The following is a 16,137-nucleotide window of genomic DNA, read 5'->3' as shown; positions in this document are numbered from 1 at the left end:
AATATCAAAGCGTCTTAACACTCTGTAATTGCGGCGTTTATTCCATTTTATTATTAATTGATTATACGCCACATACTGCGTATTTACATTTTTATCATGCTAAACATGTGTACCAACTAACTTTAATGAACTCCCGACCCTAGATGGCGTCACATCTAATCTTAGTTGCATCTGCTCTTTTAACTCAGAAATGTGGGAGATAACCCCTATCGTACGACCGCTTTGTTGCAAGTCGATGAGTATCTGCATAGCGAGATCAAGAGACTCTGGATCGAGGCTTCCGAAACCTTCATCAATAAACAGAGTATCCAGTCGAATGCCACCACTATAGGACTGAACGACATCAGACAAACCCAACGCCAGAGCAAGGGCAGCCATGAATGATTCACCACCTGACAAAGTCGCGACATCACGAGTTTTGCCTGTATAACCATCCTCAACAGACAGATCCAACCCTCGGCCAGCAGATCCTTTGAAACCTTCTGTTTTACGAACCAGTTGATAACGACCTCGGCTCATAATACTGAGTCGTTGAGAGGCCTGAATTAAGACATCATCAAGCAGTACACCTAATACAAAGCGATGCAGACTGATACGGCTGCCCGTCTTACCACTGGCAACGTCATAGAGGGTGCCATAGACCTTATATTCCGCTTCCAATTGGCTATTTTTCTCATGCAGTTCGTTGATATCCTGCTGGACTTTCTCCACTCGTTGATAAAGCGAACGCGCATTATCAAGAGCTTCACGAGAGGTTTGATACTCCGCTTCAATCTTCAGTAAACGTTCACTGATACCATCAATATCAGGCTGTTCGATGTTCTCTGTCGATTCTGAAAGATCCTTAATGGTTTGCTCAAATTGCACTTTACTCTGTTCGAACTGGCCAATGTCACTCTGCCATTGGTTTATTTGCTGCTCAGTCGCACGAACGTTCAAATACGCTTGCTCGGAGTCCAATTCCGCTTGTTTGAGTGCTGTGATCCATTGTTTTTCAGCCTCTTCGAGTTGGATACGCCCCGTATTGAGCTGTTCAGTGTAGGTCGTAAGTTGCGTCTCAAGATTAGCCTTAGCTAGCTCAGCTTTCTGGTTGATACTCTGCGCTGTGTCTAACGCTTGCTTAAGCTGTGTGATTTGTTGTTTTATCTGAGAAATTTTCTGATCGATGACGGCTAGCGTTGTGAAGCTTGGGTCAATATTCTCCGCTAACTTGATGTGTTGCTCTTGTTTGAGGGAAAGCGCAGATTGAGTTGCTGAAATCTCTCCTTTTAGCGCATTGATTTTCTCTTCACCGTTACTACAACGTTGGTTCAGTTCGGTCACTTGCTGCTCCATCGCATTGATATCGATGGCTGATAACTGTTTTAGTCGCTCTTGTTGAGTTGATAGATCGCTTTCTAACTGCTGCAGATTACGCTGGGCATCGTCGCCAAGTGCAGTCATCGCTGCATTGACGAGAGCTTGCTGTTGCTCAACCTGGTGTTGATGCTGCGTGAGTTGGCCGTTAACCAGATTGAATTGCTCAAGCGCCGCTCGTTCGTTTTCACGCGCATGCTGCACTTGTTCTTTGCTAACTTCATCACCCGAAAAGCTCGCTGGCGCTGGGTGTTCACAACTGCCACATACTGGACAAGGTGCATCTTGCTCAAGTTTCTGAGCAAGAATGGCTGCTTGAGCACTGTGCCATGTCAACTCTAGCTGATCCGCTTCTTGGCGCTTGGTTTTGAGCGCCTGCTCAGCAATGGATACCTGAGATTGTTTGGCACTCGTTTGTTTATTTAAATTTACCAATGCCAATTCAAGCGCACTGAGTTTAGTCAGGTCAGCGTGCAATCGCTGTCCGCGCTCAATAGCGGCGCTCAACGTCAGTTTTTCAGTCACATCGAGGCGAGCTTGCTCCAATTGCTTAACGCCTTGCTCTGCCTCACGCTGAAGTTTTTCTTTTAACGCGTCGTATTGTGTTAGTTTTGCCTGCTGATCAATCTGCTGGTCAGATAGAGATTTAATCGACGCTTCTAATTCAATCTTTTCAGCAAACTTAACCTTTGTTTGCTCAAGCTGGTACTCTTGATCTGTCAGCTCAGTGGTCAACTCCGCCGCTTTTTGAGCCTCGACTAGCTGCTTAGCTGCGTTAGCTAAAGTATGTTTCGACTGCTCTTGTTCAGACGTCAGCGAAACCAACTTGTTCTGTGATTCTTGAACTTGCTTATGTGCTGCTTGCCTATTTGCGTACGGAACATCAAGCTTATTCGCCTTAATTGCTTGCTCTAGGCTTTTCTTCCATACTTCAACGTCATTTTGTGACTCAAGGTGTTTTGCAAGTAAGCCTTTGGTATTGCTAAGCTTGGTGAACTGCTCATTTAAAGATATCGCTTTCTGGCGTTGTGCTTTGCTCTCGTTTAACGCCTCCAACTGCACTTTTTCCACCGATTGAGCCTGAGAAAACACCGCAGACAGTTCAGATTGACGCTCAATCAATTCTTGCTCCGATGAGGCCTCTGCGACCTGAAGTGCACCTCGAATTTGATTGTCGAACTCATCTTTTGCTTTGCTGATTGAAGCTGCTCGGTCCTTTAATGCATACTCAATTTTTTTATACATATCGGTTTGAAACAGCTGCCCAAAGATCGCCTCACGATCTTTAGAACTGGCAAGTAAAAGCTCTCGGAATTTACCTTGAGGCAGTACCATAACTTGACGAAATTGGGTCTCATTTAAACCAAGTAATTCGGTGACTTCAGTTTTGACTTGCGCCGTTTTGCTTGTAATCAAACGCTCGTCATCAGTAATTTCGTACAAGGATGCGGTATGTTTACGAACCGTAGTGCCTTCCCCACGCGCTTTCGGTGCCTCTTGCTCTGGTGAGCGAGTTACACGATAACGTCGTTCGTTCAGCGCAAATTCAAGCGTCACTTCTGTCGGCAGCGTTAGTGGCGCTTGATCACAACGCATCTGACCGCCTTGGCGTTCGTTGCCTGTCGTTTCCCCATATAGGGCAAAACAAATCGCGTCGAGGATCGACGTTTTGCCAGAGCCTGTCGGACCATTAATCAAAAACAGTGGGTTACGACCAAGCTTGGTAAAGTCGACATTTTCTGTCGTAGCAAAAGGGCCAAATGCTTGAAGCGTTAATAGTAAAGGTTTCATCGCGGGTCCTTATTGCTTGCTTAGCTGCTTAATGATGTCAGTGATCGCTTGGTCTTGTTCTTCGCTCAATGCGTTGTTTTGCGCTTCTAGGAAAAAGTCTCTAAACATATCCACTTCACTGCGGGCAAGCTTGGCAGCCGCCATCTCTTGCTCTACTCCCATCAACATGCCTGGCTTTTCTAGGTGCAACACATTTGGGTAAACCGCTCTTAGCTTATCCATTGGGTTTAAAATGGCGTGTTTATCGGTCAAACGAACCAATAGGTAATCATGGCTTTTCGGATCTTGCTTACCTTGCTCAATGATCTCGTCTAGGTCACCTTCGACGATTCTCATCTCATGAGGAGCCAAAAGGTCTATGTGCGTCGCTGATTTAAATCCGTCTTTGTCCAGTTCGACTAACGTCATGCCTTTCTTTTGATGCTGCTCTGAGAAGCTGTATTTCATCAAAGAGCCTGAGTAACGAATGTACTCTTCCCCTTTCTTTTGTGGCTGGTGCAAATGACCTAAAGCGACATAATCGAAATCGGTAAAATGTTCGTGGCTTACGCGGTCTGAACCACCAATAGAGAGTGGTCTCTCAGAGTCTGACTCGATTGCACCATCAACAAAGCAGTGGCTTAACAGTACGTTAATACCATCAGGGATAAAGGCTTGCTTAATTTCATCACAAAGCAGGCGATGGGCTTCATCATGGGTTGAAACGGGTTGCTTAAAGTGATGGCGAACCAATTCAGGATCGTTGTATGGCATCCCATAGAAAGCAATAGGCCCACTTTCGGATTGGATAACGACAGGGCGTAGCATATCTTCGAAATTCGCCAAAATGTGCAGACCCGCCCCTTTCATTTGATTCGAACCAAAGCCAAGACGTTCAGCCCCGTCGTGGTTTCCTGGAATCATAATGATTGGCATATTCAATTCACCACACACTCGGCTAACAAACTGGTTCATCAACTCTATTGCTGCGGTTGGCGGTACAGAACGATCATAAATATCACCAGCAATCACCAGTGCATCGACAGGATTCGCTGTGATGTAGTCAATGATTTGCTCTAGAACCGCTTTTTGGTCGTCGAGGAGTGAAACGTTGTGAAACTGACGGCCAAGGTGCCAATCGGAAGTGTGGAGGAATTTCATCTATGCCCTGAAATGTTCATCTCATTTGGGCTCTAGTTTAATATCAAAGCTAAGGGAATTGATACAGAAAGTCGCACAGAATGCGCGACTTTCGTTTGATTGAATACTCTTAAAGCATCAATGTGTTATGGGCGATTTTTGCAGTGCTCAATCGCATTCTCTAGAAGTTCTAAAGCACTCTTATCACAGTCAGGTAAAGCGGCGTCACTTTCACCTAATGGCGTTACACGTTCACCCCATTTAATATGACCTGCGCCCCATGTTAAACCTGCACCGAAAGCAGCGAGCAGAAGGTTATCACCTGGCTTCACGAACCCTTGCTCTAAAGACTCACATAATGCGATAGGCACGGTCGCTGCCGATGTATTGCCGTACTTCTGAATGTTAACGAAGGCTTTGTCTTGGCTAATACCAGAAAGGTCACAAAGTGTTTGAATAATGCGAATGTTTGCTTGGTGCGGGATAACCACGTCAATATCAGCGGTAGAAAGTTCACTGCGAGCTAAGACACTTTGAGCCGCAGCCCCCATCCCCTTAACCGCACGTTTAAAGATCTCTTTGCCTACAAAGTTGAAGTCCCAATGACCGTTATCAGCAGCAAAGCGATCCATCGATGTACCAAACTTTGGCACAGCGAGAATGTCACGGCCAGCAGAGTCACAACCTAATTGTGTTTGCTGTAAGCCAACTTGTTGCTCTGTGCGACTCAATACAACAGCGCCCGCGCCATCACCAAATAAAACGGCGGTATCACGCTTGGTCCAATCAATGAAAAATGAAAGGCGTTCAGCCCCGACGACAATGGCATTCTGGTAGTTGCCTGCTTGCATTAATCGAGTCGCCGTTTCAAGGCCATAAACAAAGCCGGTACATGCCGCATTTAAGTCAAAAGCCGTCGCCGCTTTAATGCCAAGGTTTTGTGCAACTTTCGAAGCGGTATTTGGGATCAACGAGTCTGGCGAACAGGTTGCGATAATAATAAGGTCAATTTCTTGCGCGGTTTTACCTGCACAAGCCAAAGCATGCTGGGCTGCTACTGTTGCAAGGTCTGACGTATTAACATGACTAATACGTCGGTTTTCGATGCCAGTGCGGGTACGAATCCACTCGTCAGAGGTATCTAAAAAGGTACTTAGGTCTTCATTGGAAAGTGTTGCGGGCGGTAGGCATTTCCCCCAACCAGTGATTTCTGCATAGAAATTGTTCATTCGGAGCCTTTTGATTTGTTATTTGTATCACTCGTTCATTTCAGAGTATAACTAGGCATGACAGTAACTGTCATCTAAATGAAAAAAACAACGAGAGAAATATCATGTCGACCTTTAATACTCGATGCCCATCTTGCTCAGGTGTCAATCGTGTTCCATTAGAACGTATCACTGAAAGCCCCAATTGTGGCAAATGTCAGTCTCCACTTCTTGACGGTGCGCCTATCGAAGGAACAGAGTTAAACTTTGAGGCTATTCTGAACAGTTCTGTTCCTGTCGTGGTCGATTTCTGGGCCCCTTGGTGTAACCCTTGTGTTGGCTTCGCACCTGTTTTTTCAGACGTTGCCACTGAGCGCGCAAAAAACATCCGATTTGTAAAAGTAGATACGGAAAGCCAGCAAAATCTTGCCGCTAAGTTTCAGATTCGAAGCATTCCAACCGTTATGGTGTTCAAAAATGGCCAAAGAGTCGATGTCATTAACGGCGCACTTCCTAAAGGCCAATTTGATCAATGGCTTAATCAAGCAATTTCAAAATAAACCCAAGCTATAGCTCTAAGAAAAACCGCTCTAGAACCTCTGTTTTTGGCGGTTTTTTCTATTATTTTCCCTCCCTCAACGACGATAAATAACTTTTGTCGTCAAGGTGAAACCTTTTCGTTTTACCCAAACCCATTTTACCCCCATAGTCGCGCCGAAATCTGTTCATATTTATACCAAACTAAGAGGCTACGACATTGGAAAACACCCCTGTATCTGCTCAACAAGCTCGCATTTCTGTACCTGTTATTGCGCTTGCTCTTTATGCAGTCGCGTCAGGGTATCTAATGAGTTTAATTCCTCTTATGTTGCCAGATTACGGCTTAGATGCATCACTCGCTAGCTGGCTTGCAAGTGCATTTTACGCAGGCTTGCTGATCGGCGCTCTAGCCGTTGAACCTTTCGTTAAGAGAGTCGGCCATCGTATTGCGTTCGTTTGGTGCTTAATCGCATTTATCGCAACCATTATGGTTCTACCGATGCTGCCTCACTCTGTTGTATGGGTTATTGCTCGTACTCTTGCAGGTATGGCTGTCGCTGGCGTGTTCGTTATTGTCGAGTCTTGGCTTTTGCATGGTGATGAGTCTGCGCGTGCAAAACGCCTTGGACTGTACATGGGTGCACTGTATGGCGGTAGCGCATTGGGTCAGTTAGGGATCGGCGTCATTGGTATTGAAGGTGGCGTGCCTTTTATCGCCATTGTCACTCTGCTTATCCTTGCGGTTGTTGTTCTACTGTTTGGTGAGAGTGATCAACCTGAAAGCGAACATGGTGTATCTCTATCGTTCAAACAAATTAGCAAACTAAACCACGCTGCGATTATTGGTTGCATCGTGTCGGGGCTAACCCTTGGTGCAATCTATGGTTTGATGCCAGTAGAGCTGAATTCTCGCGGTATTGAACACAGCAATATCGGCGGTCTAATGGCGGTGGTGATTCTTGGCGGAATGGCGGTTCAGCCAGTCGTACCTTGGCTTTCTAAATACCTTGGTCGCACTTTGCTGATGGCACTATTCTGTCTGCTAGGCGTGGCAGCGATTACCTTCACGTCAATGGTGTCTGGTATTCAAGCATTAGGCGCGGGTCTGTTCTTGTTGGGTGTAGCAACATTCGCATTGTACCCTGTCGCGATCAACTTAGGGTGTGACAAGCTTGACGCACACTACATTGTCTCAGCGACGCAAGTCATGCTGTTTAGTTACAGCATTGGCTCAGTCGCGGGCCCAGTGATTGCTGATGGGTTTATGACAGGCGCACAAGGTCTACTTGGTTACTTATTTGCTACCCTGTTAGCAACGTGTATCTACATGCTTATTGCGAGTGTTAAGGCGAAACATCAAGCCGTTGCTGGCGAATAAAACTCAGAGGGACAGGTCACTGTCCCTTAACAAAGCTGGTTTCTATGGTCACATTGGTGGGTTTCATTAATTCGTATCACAATAACCGATGTCGAGCTGCCGTTTACCGAGTATTTCAAATCAATTGGTTGGCAAATCACATGAACGCCAAAGCACTGTTCTAGATTGCCAATCACGGTCACTTTCGCTTCTGTTTCGACCCTTTTTTTGTCGATATTGGCCTGATATAGCCAATTTGATACCCCAGAACTTAGGTTGTCGCGACTTCTGAGATAAAGTTCGAGAGGCTTCCCTTCAAGGTTCGTTTCCGAAAAGCCCAACCAATGAGCAGCAGCTGGGTTGGTGTACTCGATTTCACCGTCAATATTAACGGTAATAATGACGTCTCCAATCGCTTCTAACAGAAGATCACTAAATCGACTCTGCCTTTCTATATCTTGGTATAGATGACGAAACTCAGAATAGACACGGTCTAGCTCCAAAGGCAGTCTCTTCTCGACTTGTTTGGTCTGAGATGGGTCATAACCTCGGGTTACTAAACGCGCAAACTCTAAAGATGGTTGAATCAGAAACTGTCTAATGACCATCCACATTGAGACCACGGCACCAAAGATAAACAACAGGATAGTCAAGGGGAGCACCCATTGGTTTAACATTGCCTTATCCAACGGAACATGTATCACAAAACTGGCTGGCTGTAGTAAGTTGCCACTGTAGCGCACTTGATATTCTATTCTGATGCTTTCGTCTGTATCGCTGCTTGAAAGCGCGTTCACGACAATACCGTTGGCATAACTCACCTTCATAACTCGATGGTTCGCCGACGTGTATTGGATATCAAATTCCAACCCAATTTCTCTGCTCTGTTTTTCGAGCATTTCAGAGGTCACTTCTCGAAAGATCACCACCGAGCCAATCGCTTTTTGAGATGCCCTATCTAACTTATTTTGGACATAAAGAAAGATCCGTCCCTCAACAAATACCATCCCATGATCTCTCGCCGACGCATAAGGAGTTCCACTCACCGCGACAAATCGTTCTTTCATGAGATTAAAGACACGCTTAGAAATCGTGGTATTGGAAAAGGTATCACGTCCTTCCGTATTCAATATTAAAATGGCAGATAGTGACTTTTCATGCAGCGTTCTATTGGCGTAAAATCGTTCCAAATATTTAGAACGCCCAAACTTAACGAAACCATACGTTGCGGATGACTCCACCACAGTGTTGGATAGTTGTTGCAGGTGTTCAAACTCCTGATTTACCATCGCTGTAATGGAATATCGATAATTGCTAATGAGCTGGCTTTGCCAATACTGTCGCTCTTCCTTCAAGGCCATATGAGCCGCCATGCCCGTGACGATTGCAATCACAATCGCCGCCAGTGCTAATACCCACTTGATTGCCGAGTCAATTGAATAACGCGAACTCATAGTGACTCACAGTAGACTTCAATTTCGTTAGCAAGCATTTGCAAGTGCTGTTCAATGTAGACGACACGTTCATTGGCATGAGTTCGATCATCTTCAGCACTGGCTTGTTCGAGATCTTTTGCCACCGTCGCAATGGCATTATTGCCTAAATACAAAGCACTGCCTTTGATTCGATGAGCAACATCCTTAAGCCATGCACTATCAGGTGATAGACTACTTTCAACCAGCTCAGTTAAGTCTTTCTCATAGTTAATAAGAAATGTATCGAGAATTTCTTTGGTGATCTCAAGATCGCCACCACTCATGGCAAGTACCGCTTCGTGATCAAATGAGTCATACGTTGGCAAAACTAAAGGCTCGACCGAAGTTTGAACCTCTTGTAGTGAGTCACCTTCCTCGACATATAAATCTTCAACGGTATCAATACCTTCAGTGGTGCCCATATCTTCTAGCTCTGCTAGTAAACTTTCGAGAGGGTCACTTCCAATATCAGGTGCTACATCAGAGTCATGTTCGTCGAGCCAAGCGAGATCAGCCTCAAGGTCTGATTCATTTTCTGTTGCAGATTGAGGCTGAGGTGTCACTGACTCAAACTCTTCTAGCCAACTCAGGTCATCGTCTAGCTGTTCAGTTGGCTCAGGAGCATCAATGATGTTCTCTGCCTCGGTTACATTTGAAACAGGGATTACAGACTGTGTCTCGCCTGCCCTTGAGGTCGAAACCAAACTTAGCTTGGTTTCTAGTATGTCGATAGGGCACGGCTTTGAAATATAGTCATCGAATCCAGCTTCAAGGCATCGCTTGGCCGCACCACTTAACGCATCTGCCGTAATCGCAATCAAATGCGGCTTTTTACTTCCATATGTGCTTGAGATCTTACCGGCTAAGGTAAAGCCGTCCATCTCAGGCATGTGGCAGTCAGAGAGAACCAAGTCATACGATGGATCAGCTTGATACTTATTCCACGCAATTAGGCCGTTTTCCGCAGTATCAAACTGAACTCCCAGACGTTTCAGCTGACCACCGATAACTTTTCGGTTAACTTCATTATCTTCCGCGAACAGAACTTTTAATGAACTCAAATCACCTTGTGGCTCAAGAGAGTTACTTTCTTGTTCAGCTTCGACCGTAGTTTCTTCAATTCGTGTTAGAGGTAACATGATGTTAAACAAACTACCGTGACCCGTTACGGAACTCACCTTGATCTCACCGCCCATGCTGTCGATGATCTCTTTACTGATACTCAAACCTAAGCCAGTACCACCAAAACGTCGAGTAATGTCGCCGTCAGCTTGAACAAATGGGTCAAACAGCGAACGTAGCTTCTCTTTAGGGATACCAATACCACTGTCGCGGATCTGTAAGCTGATTAGATCTTGAGATTCAACGTCACTCGACTGGTGGTAATCTTTGGCGATCAATTGAGCCGTTACTTCAACGTAGCCCTTCTCTGTGAATTTTACGGAATTGGAAACCAAATTATTCAACACTTGCATTAAGCGGGTCGAGTCACAGGAATAGATCTTATTAAGTTGCGGATCAACTCTACAGCTCAGTTTTAGTCCTTTCGCATTCGCTTTATGTCTGAAGTTTCCAATCACACCAGTAACCAACGAGTCAATGTCACACTCAATGCTTTCTAAGGTGAGCTTACCTGCGTCCATCTTTGAGAAATCAAGAACATCATTCAATAGTGCCATCAGGTTTCGTGCCGACCCATTTAGAGTTTGCAGCAAGTCAGATTGCTCTTTGTCTAAACGAGTGAAAGAGAGTGCTTCCGCCATGCCTAACACACCATTCATTGGCGTACGAATTTCATGACTCATACGTGCTAAAAAGTCAGATTTCGCTAATGCCATGTTTTCTGCCTGTCGCTTAGCTTCTTCAGCTTCAAACAAGGCTGCTTCTAATGAGTTTTGAATCTGATTACGGCGTTTGAGTTGGCGACGGTACAAGATGGCACCAAAGACAAACAGGATTCCCAATCCGACTGAAAAATATAAAATTCGGCGATAAAGGTGGTTTCTCTGTTGCTCTTGGTAATTGCTTTCCAGAGCCCTTCTCCATTTGTGGCCTAGCTCTTGTTGAAAGCTATCCCCCAATGAGTAGATTCCGATATTCAAGAGTTCCACCAGCGAATCACGGCCTTTTGCTACTGCAATTCTTGGCCAAAGCTCCTCTTCAACGTCGAGTGCTTGATGTATCTTAAGACTGTAGAATTTATGTTTATCAACGAGGTAGATGCTATTCAGTAGTTTGCCGACAAAGGCATCCGCTCGACCTAAAGCAACAGATTCAATGGCCTCTTCAGCGGTATCAAGATAAATCACAGGGTTATTAGGAAGAATGCTCGCGACAATGTCATTTTCGTGCAATCCTCGAACCAAAGCGATACGCAGTCCAGAAAGCTCTTTGATTGAGCTGTAATCCATCTCACTGATGATTGCCATTGACGCTTTATCAATATCTTTAGTGAACTCTAAACTCTCTTTCCTTTGTTCAGTTCGATACACACCCGGAAAAAGATCAACGTCACCACTGCTTACTGCATCAATCGCTTCCTGAAAAGAGCGGTAAGGCTGACCAACAAAGGTAACACCGATATGCGTTGAAATTTCATTGAGAACATCAATGGTGTAACCCTGCAACTCGAAATCTTCACCAATAAAGTAAGGTTCTTCACCACGCTCAACATACGCATAAGTCAACGTTGGACTCTTGATGAGCTCTACTTCTTGTTCCGGTGAAACTTTTTGATAATAGTCACCAATCACCAGTTCAACTTCGACCTTTTCCGACGAGTCAATCGAGTTCCACAATTCTTCAATTAGCGAAGAGGAAATATTCCTGATCCCGCTATTGACCTGAACCATCAAATCCTGTTGGTCCTGTGCGGCTTTGAAACGTAAAGGAACACCTCTGGTTTTCTGGGCAAGTACGAAGTCTTTACTAGACGCACTGGTTAACATTGCTTGCTCTAAACGACTTGGCCCCCAAGAGTAGATAAAGTTTACTTTACCAATCTGTTCGACCGTTTTCTCAACATCACCTCCATGGTAGAGAGCAACTTGAGAGCGGTTGTAATTTTCAGGAAAAAGTGGGAAAGGCAGGTTAAGAGCGGTAGGACGCCCTTTCAACTTATCATTGATACGCGCGTATAAAGCCCCGCCAGTATATGCGTAAGGCACACTATATAGGCCAGCAACACCCGTATCCGTAATTGCAGAGATTGCAATTATGTCTATCTCACCGGAGGATAAAAATTTACCCAACTGGCCATGCGAAGCATATACAAACTCCACTTTATAACCGTAAGTTTTCCCCCAAACCTGCCAATACCTTTCCATAAAAGTACGTAGCTTAGTAAACCCTTGCACGCCGGTCGTTTTTTGATCAGCCACAGGCGCAGCAGGTAAACCAATTGCAACGGTTTTAGATGCTGAAAAAGCAGGCTGACTCAATGCGAGAAAAAGGCTCACTGTCGCAACACAGCGGATAACTGATTGAATAAATCGTCTACAAGTTTGGAGGTTCACAAAGTCGCACTCTAGCAATAACAACACGCAATCCAGTATATTGCGCTAAGAGTCATGTTTCTGTTCTTTAGAGAACAGACTTCCATATAAAAATAGAAAATAATGGTCGGTAAATATGAGAAGGTGCTTAGTAAGTAATGCTATCTGGAACTGTTGACTCTAGTAGGCCTGTCTTAATCGTTGATGACAGTCCAATGTACAGAACCGCTGCAAAGGGAATGCTGCAGCGATTGGGTTACCCTATCCAAAGGATTGACTTCGCTCAGGATGCTTCTGAAGCCATTGATAAATGCCGTGTAAAAAACTACGCGCTGGTTTTGTTCGACTATAATTTGGGCAAAAAAGCCAACGGCTACCAGTTGATCGATGAGCTCCAACATAAACAGCTTCTAAGCCCTGACTGTGTCAACATTATTGTCACAGGTGACGGCACACCTGAAGTGGTTCGCGGCTTTATGGAGCTAGAACCTGATGGCTACCTTCTAAAGCCCCTTAACTATGCTACCTTGCAAAAGCGTCTTCCCCAATTCTCTGCGAAAAAAAGAGCGCTTTCAGACGTATTAACCATCTTTGGTAATAAGAACTACCAAGGTGCTATCGAATACATCGACCAATCTTTCTTTGCTGACGAAGAAGTGATCGTTCGAAGCCAGCTCATTAAAGCAAAGTCGCTTGCGGCATTAGAAAAATACGATGAAGCTCGTAATGTACTGATTAACCTAAAAGGCTCGAATGAAAACTCGGCGGTTCATTTAGAACTTGCGCGTATCGCATTCCACCAACGCCAATATAAGCAGTCACTTTTCCTCGCTTCACAAGTGAAAAAAGATCCGCTTCGTAGCGCGCAAGCGAGCGACATCAGTGCAGAAACCTATGCAGCGCAGCACCAATTTGATCTTGCTTTGGAAGAGATTGAATCGGCAATTGCAGTGTCACCTAAGCACATTCAACGTCATGAAGTCAGAGTTGCTATGCGCTTAGCCCTATTTGATTTAGCGGATGCATTGAACAGCTTAAAAGCACTACAAGCCGAATCAAGAAACTCATTCCGATCATCAGTAGATGACTATTTATTCGCAGCTTCCATCCAGCTCGATCTTGCTCGATTTGATGCCGTCAACTTACGTGAAACGCATGTCGCTACCGTTGCTAAATGGATTGAGCAGTGGCGTCAAAACTACACACGTGAGCAATATAAAGGATTCGAATTCCTTATCCTGTGTCGTATTTTCAAGCTTAAGAATGACGCTCAGAAAGCACGTTTCTATTACGAGAAGTATCAAGAGTTCCGTCAAGAAGAGCCTCTGCATCAGCCAAGTGTGTATGAAACAATGGAACTGGCGAAGGCCTCCTTTGCCGTATATGAGCATGATGCGTACAAACATGCTTCTACGCTGGCAGTTCAAGCGATTTCTGACCATCCGAACATCGCCGCTCAACACGGCTACATGAGTTACTTTCAGCAGTACCGCACCAAAATTGAACAAGGCTACAGCCAGTTGCTAAAGATCAAAGAGCGTTCACGTCACTATGTGGCGAATCAGCATTTTGATAAAGCCGCGATTTTGTTGAGCAAAGCGCTTAAAGCCAACACCATCGACAATGACCTTTACCTGTTGATGCTTGAGGTCTTAACACGCTCTTGGCCACCAGCATGGTCGAAAGTCCAAGTGGCTAAAATTGCAAAAATCTGCAAAGAGCACCTTCGTGGAAGCCCTCACGCAAAAACTAAAGCGTACTTCAACGCCTGTGACACTCTTGCAAGTCAGCTGGATATGAAAGAGTTAAAAGAAGCCAATACCATTAGCAGTTAATTTTATGGCATTAAACAACATATTAATCATTGAAGATGATGCTTTTCATGCGACGATCCTAAGTCGCCTATTGAAAAGCCTGACCTCCGCTAACATCGCTGTTGCTAGTAATGGTCAGGAGGGCTTGGACGCTATCTCTCTTGCGACGCCAGACTTAATTTTCTGCGACCTCTATATGCCAGATATGGATGGTGTAGAGTTTCTGAGGCATTTTTCCGATATCAACATCTCACCCGATGTTGTGCTAACGAGCAGTGTCTCCAAAGATGTACAAGATTCTGTCATCGACATGGCAATCTCTTATGGCATTCGAAACATAAGCCAGTTACCTAAGCCAGTTAGTAAAGCTGGCCTTGCAGATACACTTGCTCATCTATGCGATACCGTTTTTTCACCTACCATCGAAGTTCAGCCAACTGGCATCAGTGAACAAGAAGTCCGCCACGCCCTACTCCACGACGAGTTTGAACCCTATTTTCAAGGTCACTACTGCGCAAAAAACCATCGCTTGATTGGCGCCGAGGCTCTCGTTCGTTGGCAACACAGTCACCTAGGGCTGCTAACACCAGACAAATTCTTACCTGTGGTCTTCGCCGGAGGCTTAAGCTACGCCCTCAGCTGCAAAATGCTTCGAGTGAGCCTAGAGGCTGCCGCACAGTGGCACCGTCTTGGACAAAAGATTCAAATTGCCATTAACGTTTCGCCGTCAGACATGGAACATGAAGACTTTGCAGACAAAGTGCTTCAAGCAATAGAACAGGCGCGATTCCCTGCTAATAAACTCACTCTCGAAGTAACTGAAGTTGAAATCACCCATGATTTGGGTCGTGCGCTAGACAACATGACTCGTCTCAGAATGCGAGGCGTCACTATTTCGATTGATGACTTCGGTACTGGCTACTCATCCATTAGCCAACTGATCAACAGCCCATTTAGTGAGCTTAAAATTGATCGCCTGTTTATTGAGCGTATGTCAGACAGCCAAAAACACTTTTCAGCGCTCCAGTGTATGATCAATTTAGGTAAAAGCCTCGATTTGAAACTAGTTGCGGAAGGTATCGAAACCCCAATTCAAGCTAAGATGATGGCCAAACTGGGGTGTGATGTGCTTCAAGGCTACTATTTTAACAAGCCATTGAGTAGTAAAGACTTTATACAGAACGCATTGAACCAAAAGCAACCAGAAACGATCAAATAATCGGATGTTCCACATTGCTCTAATATAGAGACAAGGTATACACTTACTCGCGAGTAAAACAGTGAGGAATGAGTGTGGATACTCTCCAGGATAGTATTAATTGGCCTTGTGAACTACCCAATGAAACTAAAAAAGCCATTGTCCTGAATGCGATTAAAATCCAAAGTTTAGGGAACTCTGCTGGTCACAGTGGAAACCTTAAAGGGTTGCTTTACATAAAAAAAGGCATCGCTGGCATTGGTTTCGGTTCAGAGCAAACCAATACGATGAATTCGAGTATATTTGGCGCAGGTGATTGGCTTGGCGGCAGTATCATGAACAACAATATCCGTGTACACGTCAACATTGAGCAACTTGAACCCTTAGAGATTATTTTCTTTGCTAAAGAGAAGCTCGATACACTGGCAGCCAGAGACCCTCATATCTTTCAGTTCCTCTACCACGCGTCACTGAAGACCCAGAATAGATGGTTGCTAGCTCAAGCCGTTTCTCTCTACAAGCGAGAAGCGCGAGTCGTTTTCTCCTTGCTCGAAATTAGCAAACACTCCAACCAAATCAAAGGAAGCCTGACGGCAATACACACCTCTCAAAAACAGTTGAGTACCATCACTGGCATCTCTAGACCAAGGCTCAATGAAGTGCTTAAAATGCTAGAATCGACGGGAGAGATCAGCGTAAACCGTGGTTCAATTCATATCCTTGATCAGGCTCGTTTAGCGGAAAGACTCACCGATTTGCAAACCTCAGTGGTTGATCAATCTTAG

At 45.0% G+C, this 16,137-nt stretch carries 10 protein-coding genes; 5 read left to right on the top strand and 5 right to left on the bottom strand.

The features are described 5' to 3' along the window. Window positions 1–99: 99 nt before the first annotated feature. The 3 genes from F0231_RS09415 to F0231_RS09405 all read right to left on the bottom strand — a co-directional run bounded on the left by F0231_RS09415 (window position 100) and on the right by F0231_RS09405 (window position 5,495). Window positions 100–3,147: an AAA family ATPase gene (locus tag F0231_RS09415; RefSeq protein WP_171759465.1), complete on the bottom strand. Its 3,048-nt coding sequence runs from the start codon at window positions 3,145–3,147 to the stop codon at window positions 100–102. 9 nt (window positions 3,148–3,156) lie between these two features. Beyond that, window positions 3,157–4,287: an exonuclease SbcCD subunit D gene (locus F0231_RS09410; RefSeq protein ID WP_171759464.1), complete on the bottom strand. Its 1,131-nt coding sequence runs from the start codon at window positions 4,285–4,287 to the stop codon at window positions 3,157–3,159. A gap of 125 nt (window positions 4,288–4,412) precedes the next feature. Continuing rightward, on the bottom strand, window positions 4,413–5,495 hold the full coding sequence (locus F0231_RS09405) for a ketoacyl-ACP synthase III (RefSeq protein WP_171759463.1): 1,083 nt from the start codon (window positions 5,493–5,495) through the stop codon (window positions 4,413–4,415). Window positions 5,496–5,599: 104 nt separating this feature from the next. Between F0231_RS09405 and trxC the strand changes: the two genes are divergently transcribed. Both trxC and F0231_RS09395 read left to right on the top strand, forming a co-directional pair. Further along, window positions 5,600–6,034: a thioredoxin TrxC gene (trxC, locus tag F0231_RS09400; protein ID WP_171759462.1), complete on the top strand. Its 435-nt coding sequence runs from the start codon at window positions 5,600–5,602 to the stop codon at window positions 6,032–6,034. Window positions 6,035–6,231: 197 nt separating this feature from the next. Beyond that, window positions 6,232–7,392, top strand: coding sequence for an MFS transporter (locus F0231_RS09395; RefSeq protein ID WP_171759461.1), 1,161 nt, complete (start codon window positions 6,232–6,234; stop codon window positions 7,390–7,392). Window positions 7,393–7,418: 26 nt separating this feature from the next. Here the strand turns inward: F0231_RS09395 and F0231_RS09390 are convergent, their stop codons facing one another. After that, complete coding sequence (locus tag F0231_RS09390; protein ID WP_171759460.1) at window positions 7,419–8,825, bottom strand: CHASE4 domain-containing protein; 1,407 nt, start codon at window positions 8,823–8,825, stop codon at window positions 7,419–7,421. Further along, window positions 8,822–12,304, bottom strand: a complete 3,483-nt coding sequence (locus tag F0231_RS09385) for a transporter substrate-binding domain-containing protein (RefSeq protein ID WP_171759459.1) — start codon at window positions 12,302–12,304, stop codon at window positions 8,822–8,824. Before F0231_RS09385 ends, F0231_RS09390 begins: the two co-directional genes overlap by 4 nt. 194 nt (window positions 12,305–12,498) lie before the next feature. Here F0231_RS09385 and F0231_RS09380 point away from each other — a divergent pair, with 194 nt between their 5' ends. The 3 genes from F0231_RS09380 (at window position 12,499) to F0231_RS09370 (ending at window position 16,137) form a co-directional block, all read left to right on the top strand. Then, a complete protein-coding gene (locus F0231_RS09380) occupies window positions 12,499–14,175 on the top strand; it encodes a tetratricopeptide repeat-containing response regulator (protein ID WP_171759458.1) in 1,677 nt (558 codons plus the stop codon). Between the two features lie 4 nt (window positions 14,176–14,179). Continuing rightward, window positions 14,180–15,373 carry an EAL domain-containing protein gene (locus F0231_RS09375; protein WP_171759457.1) on the top strand — a complete coding sequence of 398 codons (1,194 nt, stop codon included), beginning with the start codon at window positions 14,180–14,182 and terminating at the stop codon, window positions 15,371–15,373. Window positions 15,374–15,447: 74 nt separating this feature from the next. Then, a complete protein-coding gene (locus F0231_RS09370; RefSeq protein ID WP_171759456.1) occupies window positions 15,448–16,137 on the top strand; it encodes a helix-turn-helix domain-containing protein in 690 nt (229 codons plus the stop codon).

The sequence above is a fragment of the Vibrio sp. RE86 genome, from assembly GCF_013114545.1.
Lineage (GTDB): Bacteria > Pseudomonadota > Gammaproteobacteria > Enterobacterales > Vibrionaceae > Vibrio.
This window is presented reverse-complemented; position numbering and strand designations above follow the sequence as displayed.

Bases quoted from the DNA above. Each gene is read 5' to 3' on its own strand.
- F0231_RS09415 (WP_171759465.1), bottom strand. From the start codon at position 3,147: ATGAAACCTTTACTATTAACGCTTCAAGCATTTGGCCCTTTTGCTACG.
- F0231_RS09410 (WP_171759464.1), bottom strand. From the start codon at position 4,287: ATGAAATTCCTCCACACTTCCGATTGGCACCTTGGCCGTCAGTTTCAC.
- F0231_RS09405 (WP_171759463.1), bottom strand. From the start codon at position 5,495: ATGAACAATTTCTATGCAGAAATCACTGGTTGGGGGAAATGCCTACCG.
- trxC (WP_171759462.1), top strand. From the start codon at position 5,600: ATGTCGACCTTTAATACTCGATGCCCATCTTGCTCAGGTGTCAATCGT.
- F0231_RS09390 (WP_171759460.1), bottom strand. From the start codon at position 8,825: ATGAGTTCGCGTTATTCAATTGACTCGGCAATCAAGTGGGTATTAGCA.
- F0231_RS09380 (WP_171759458.1), top strand. From the start codon at position 12,499: ATGCTATCTGGAACTGTTGACTCTAGTAGGCCTGTCTTAATCGTTGAT.
- F0231_RS09375 (WP_171759457.1), top strand. From the start codon at position 14,180: ATGGCATTAAACAACATATTAATCATTGAAGATGATGCTTTTCATGCG.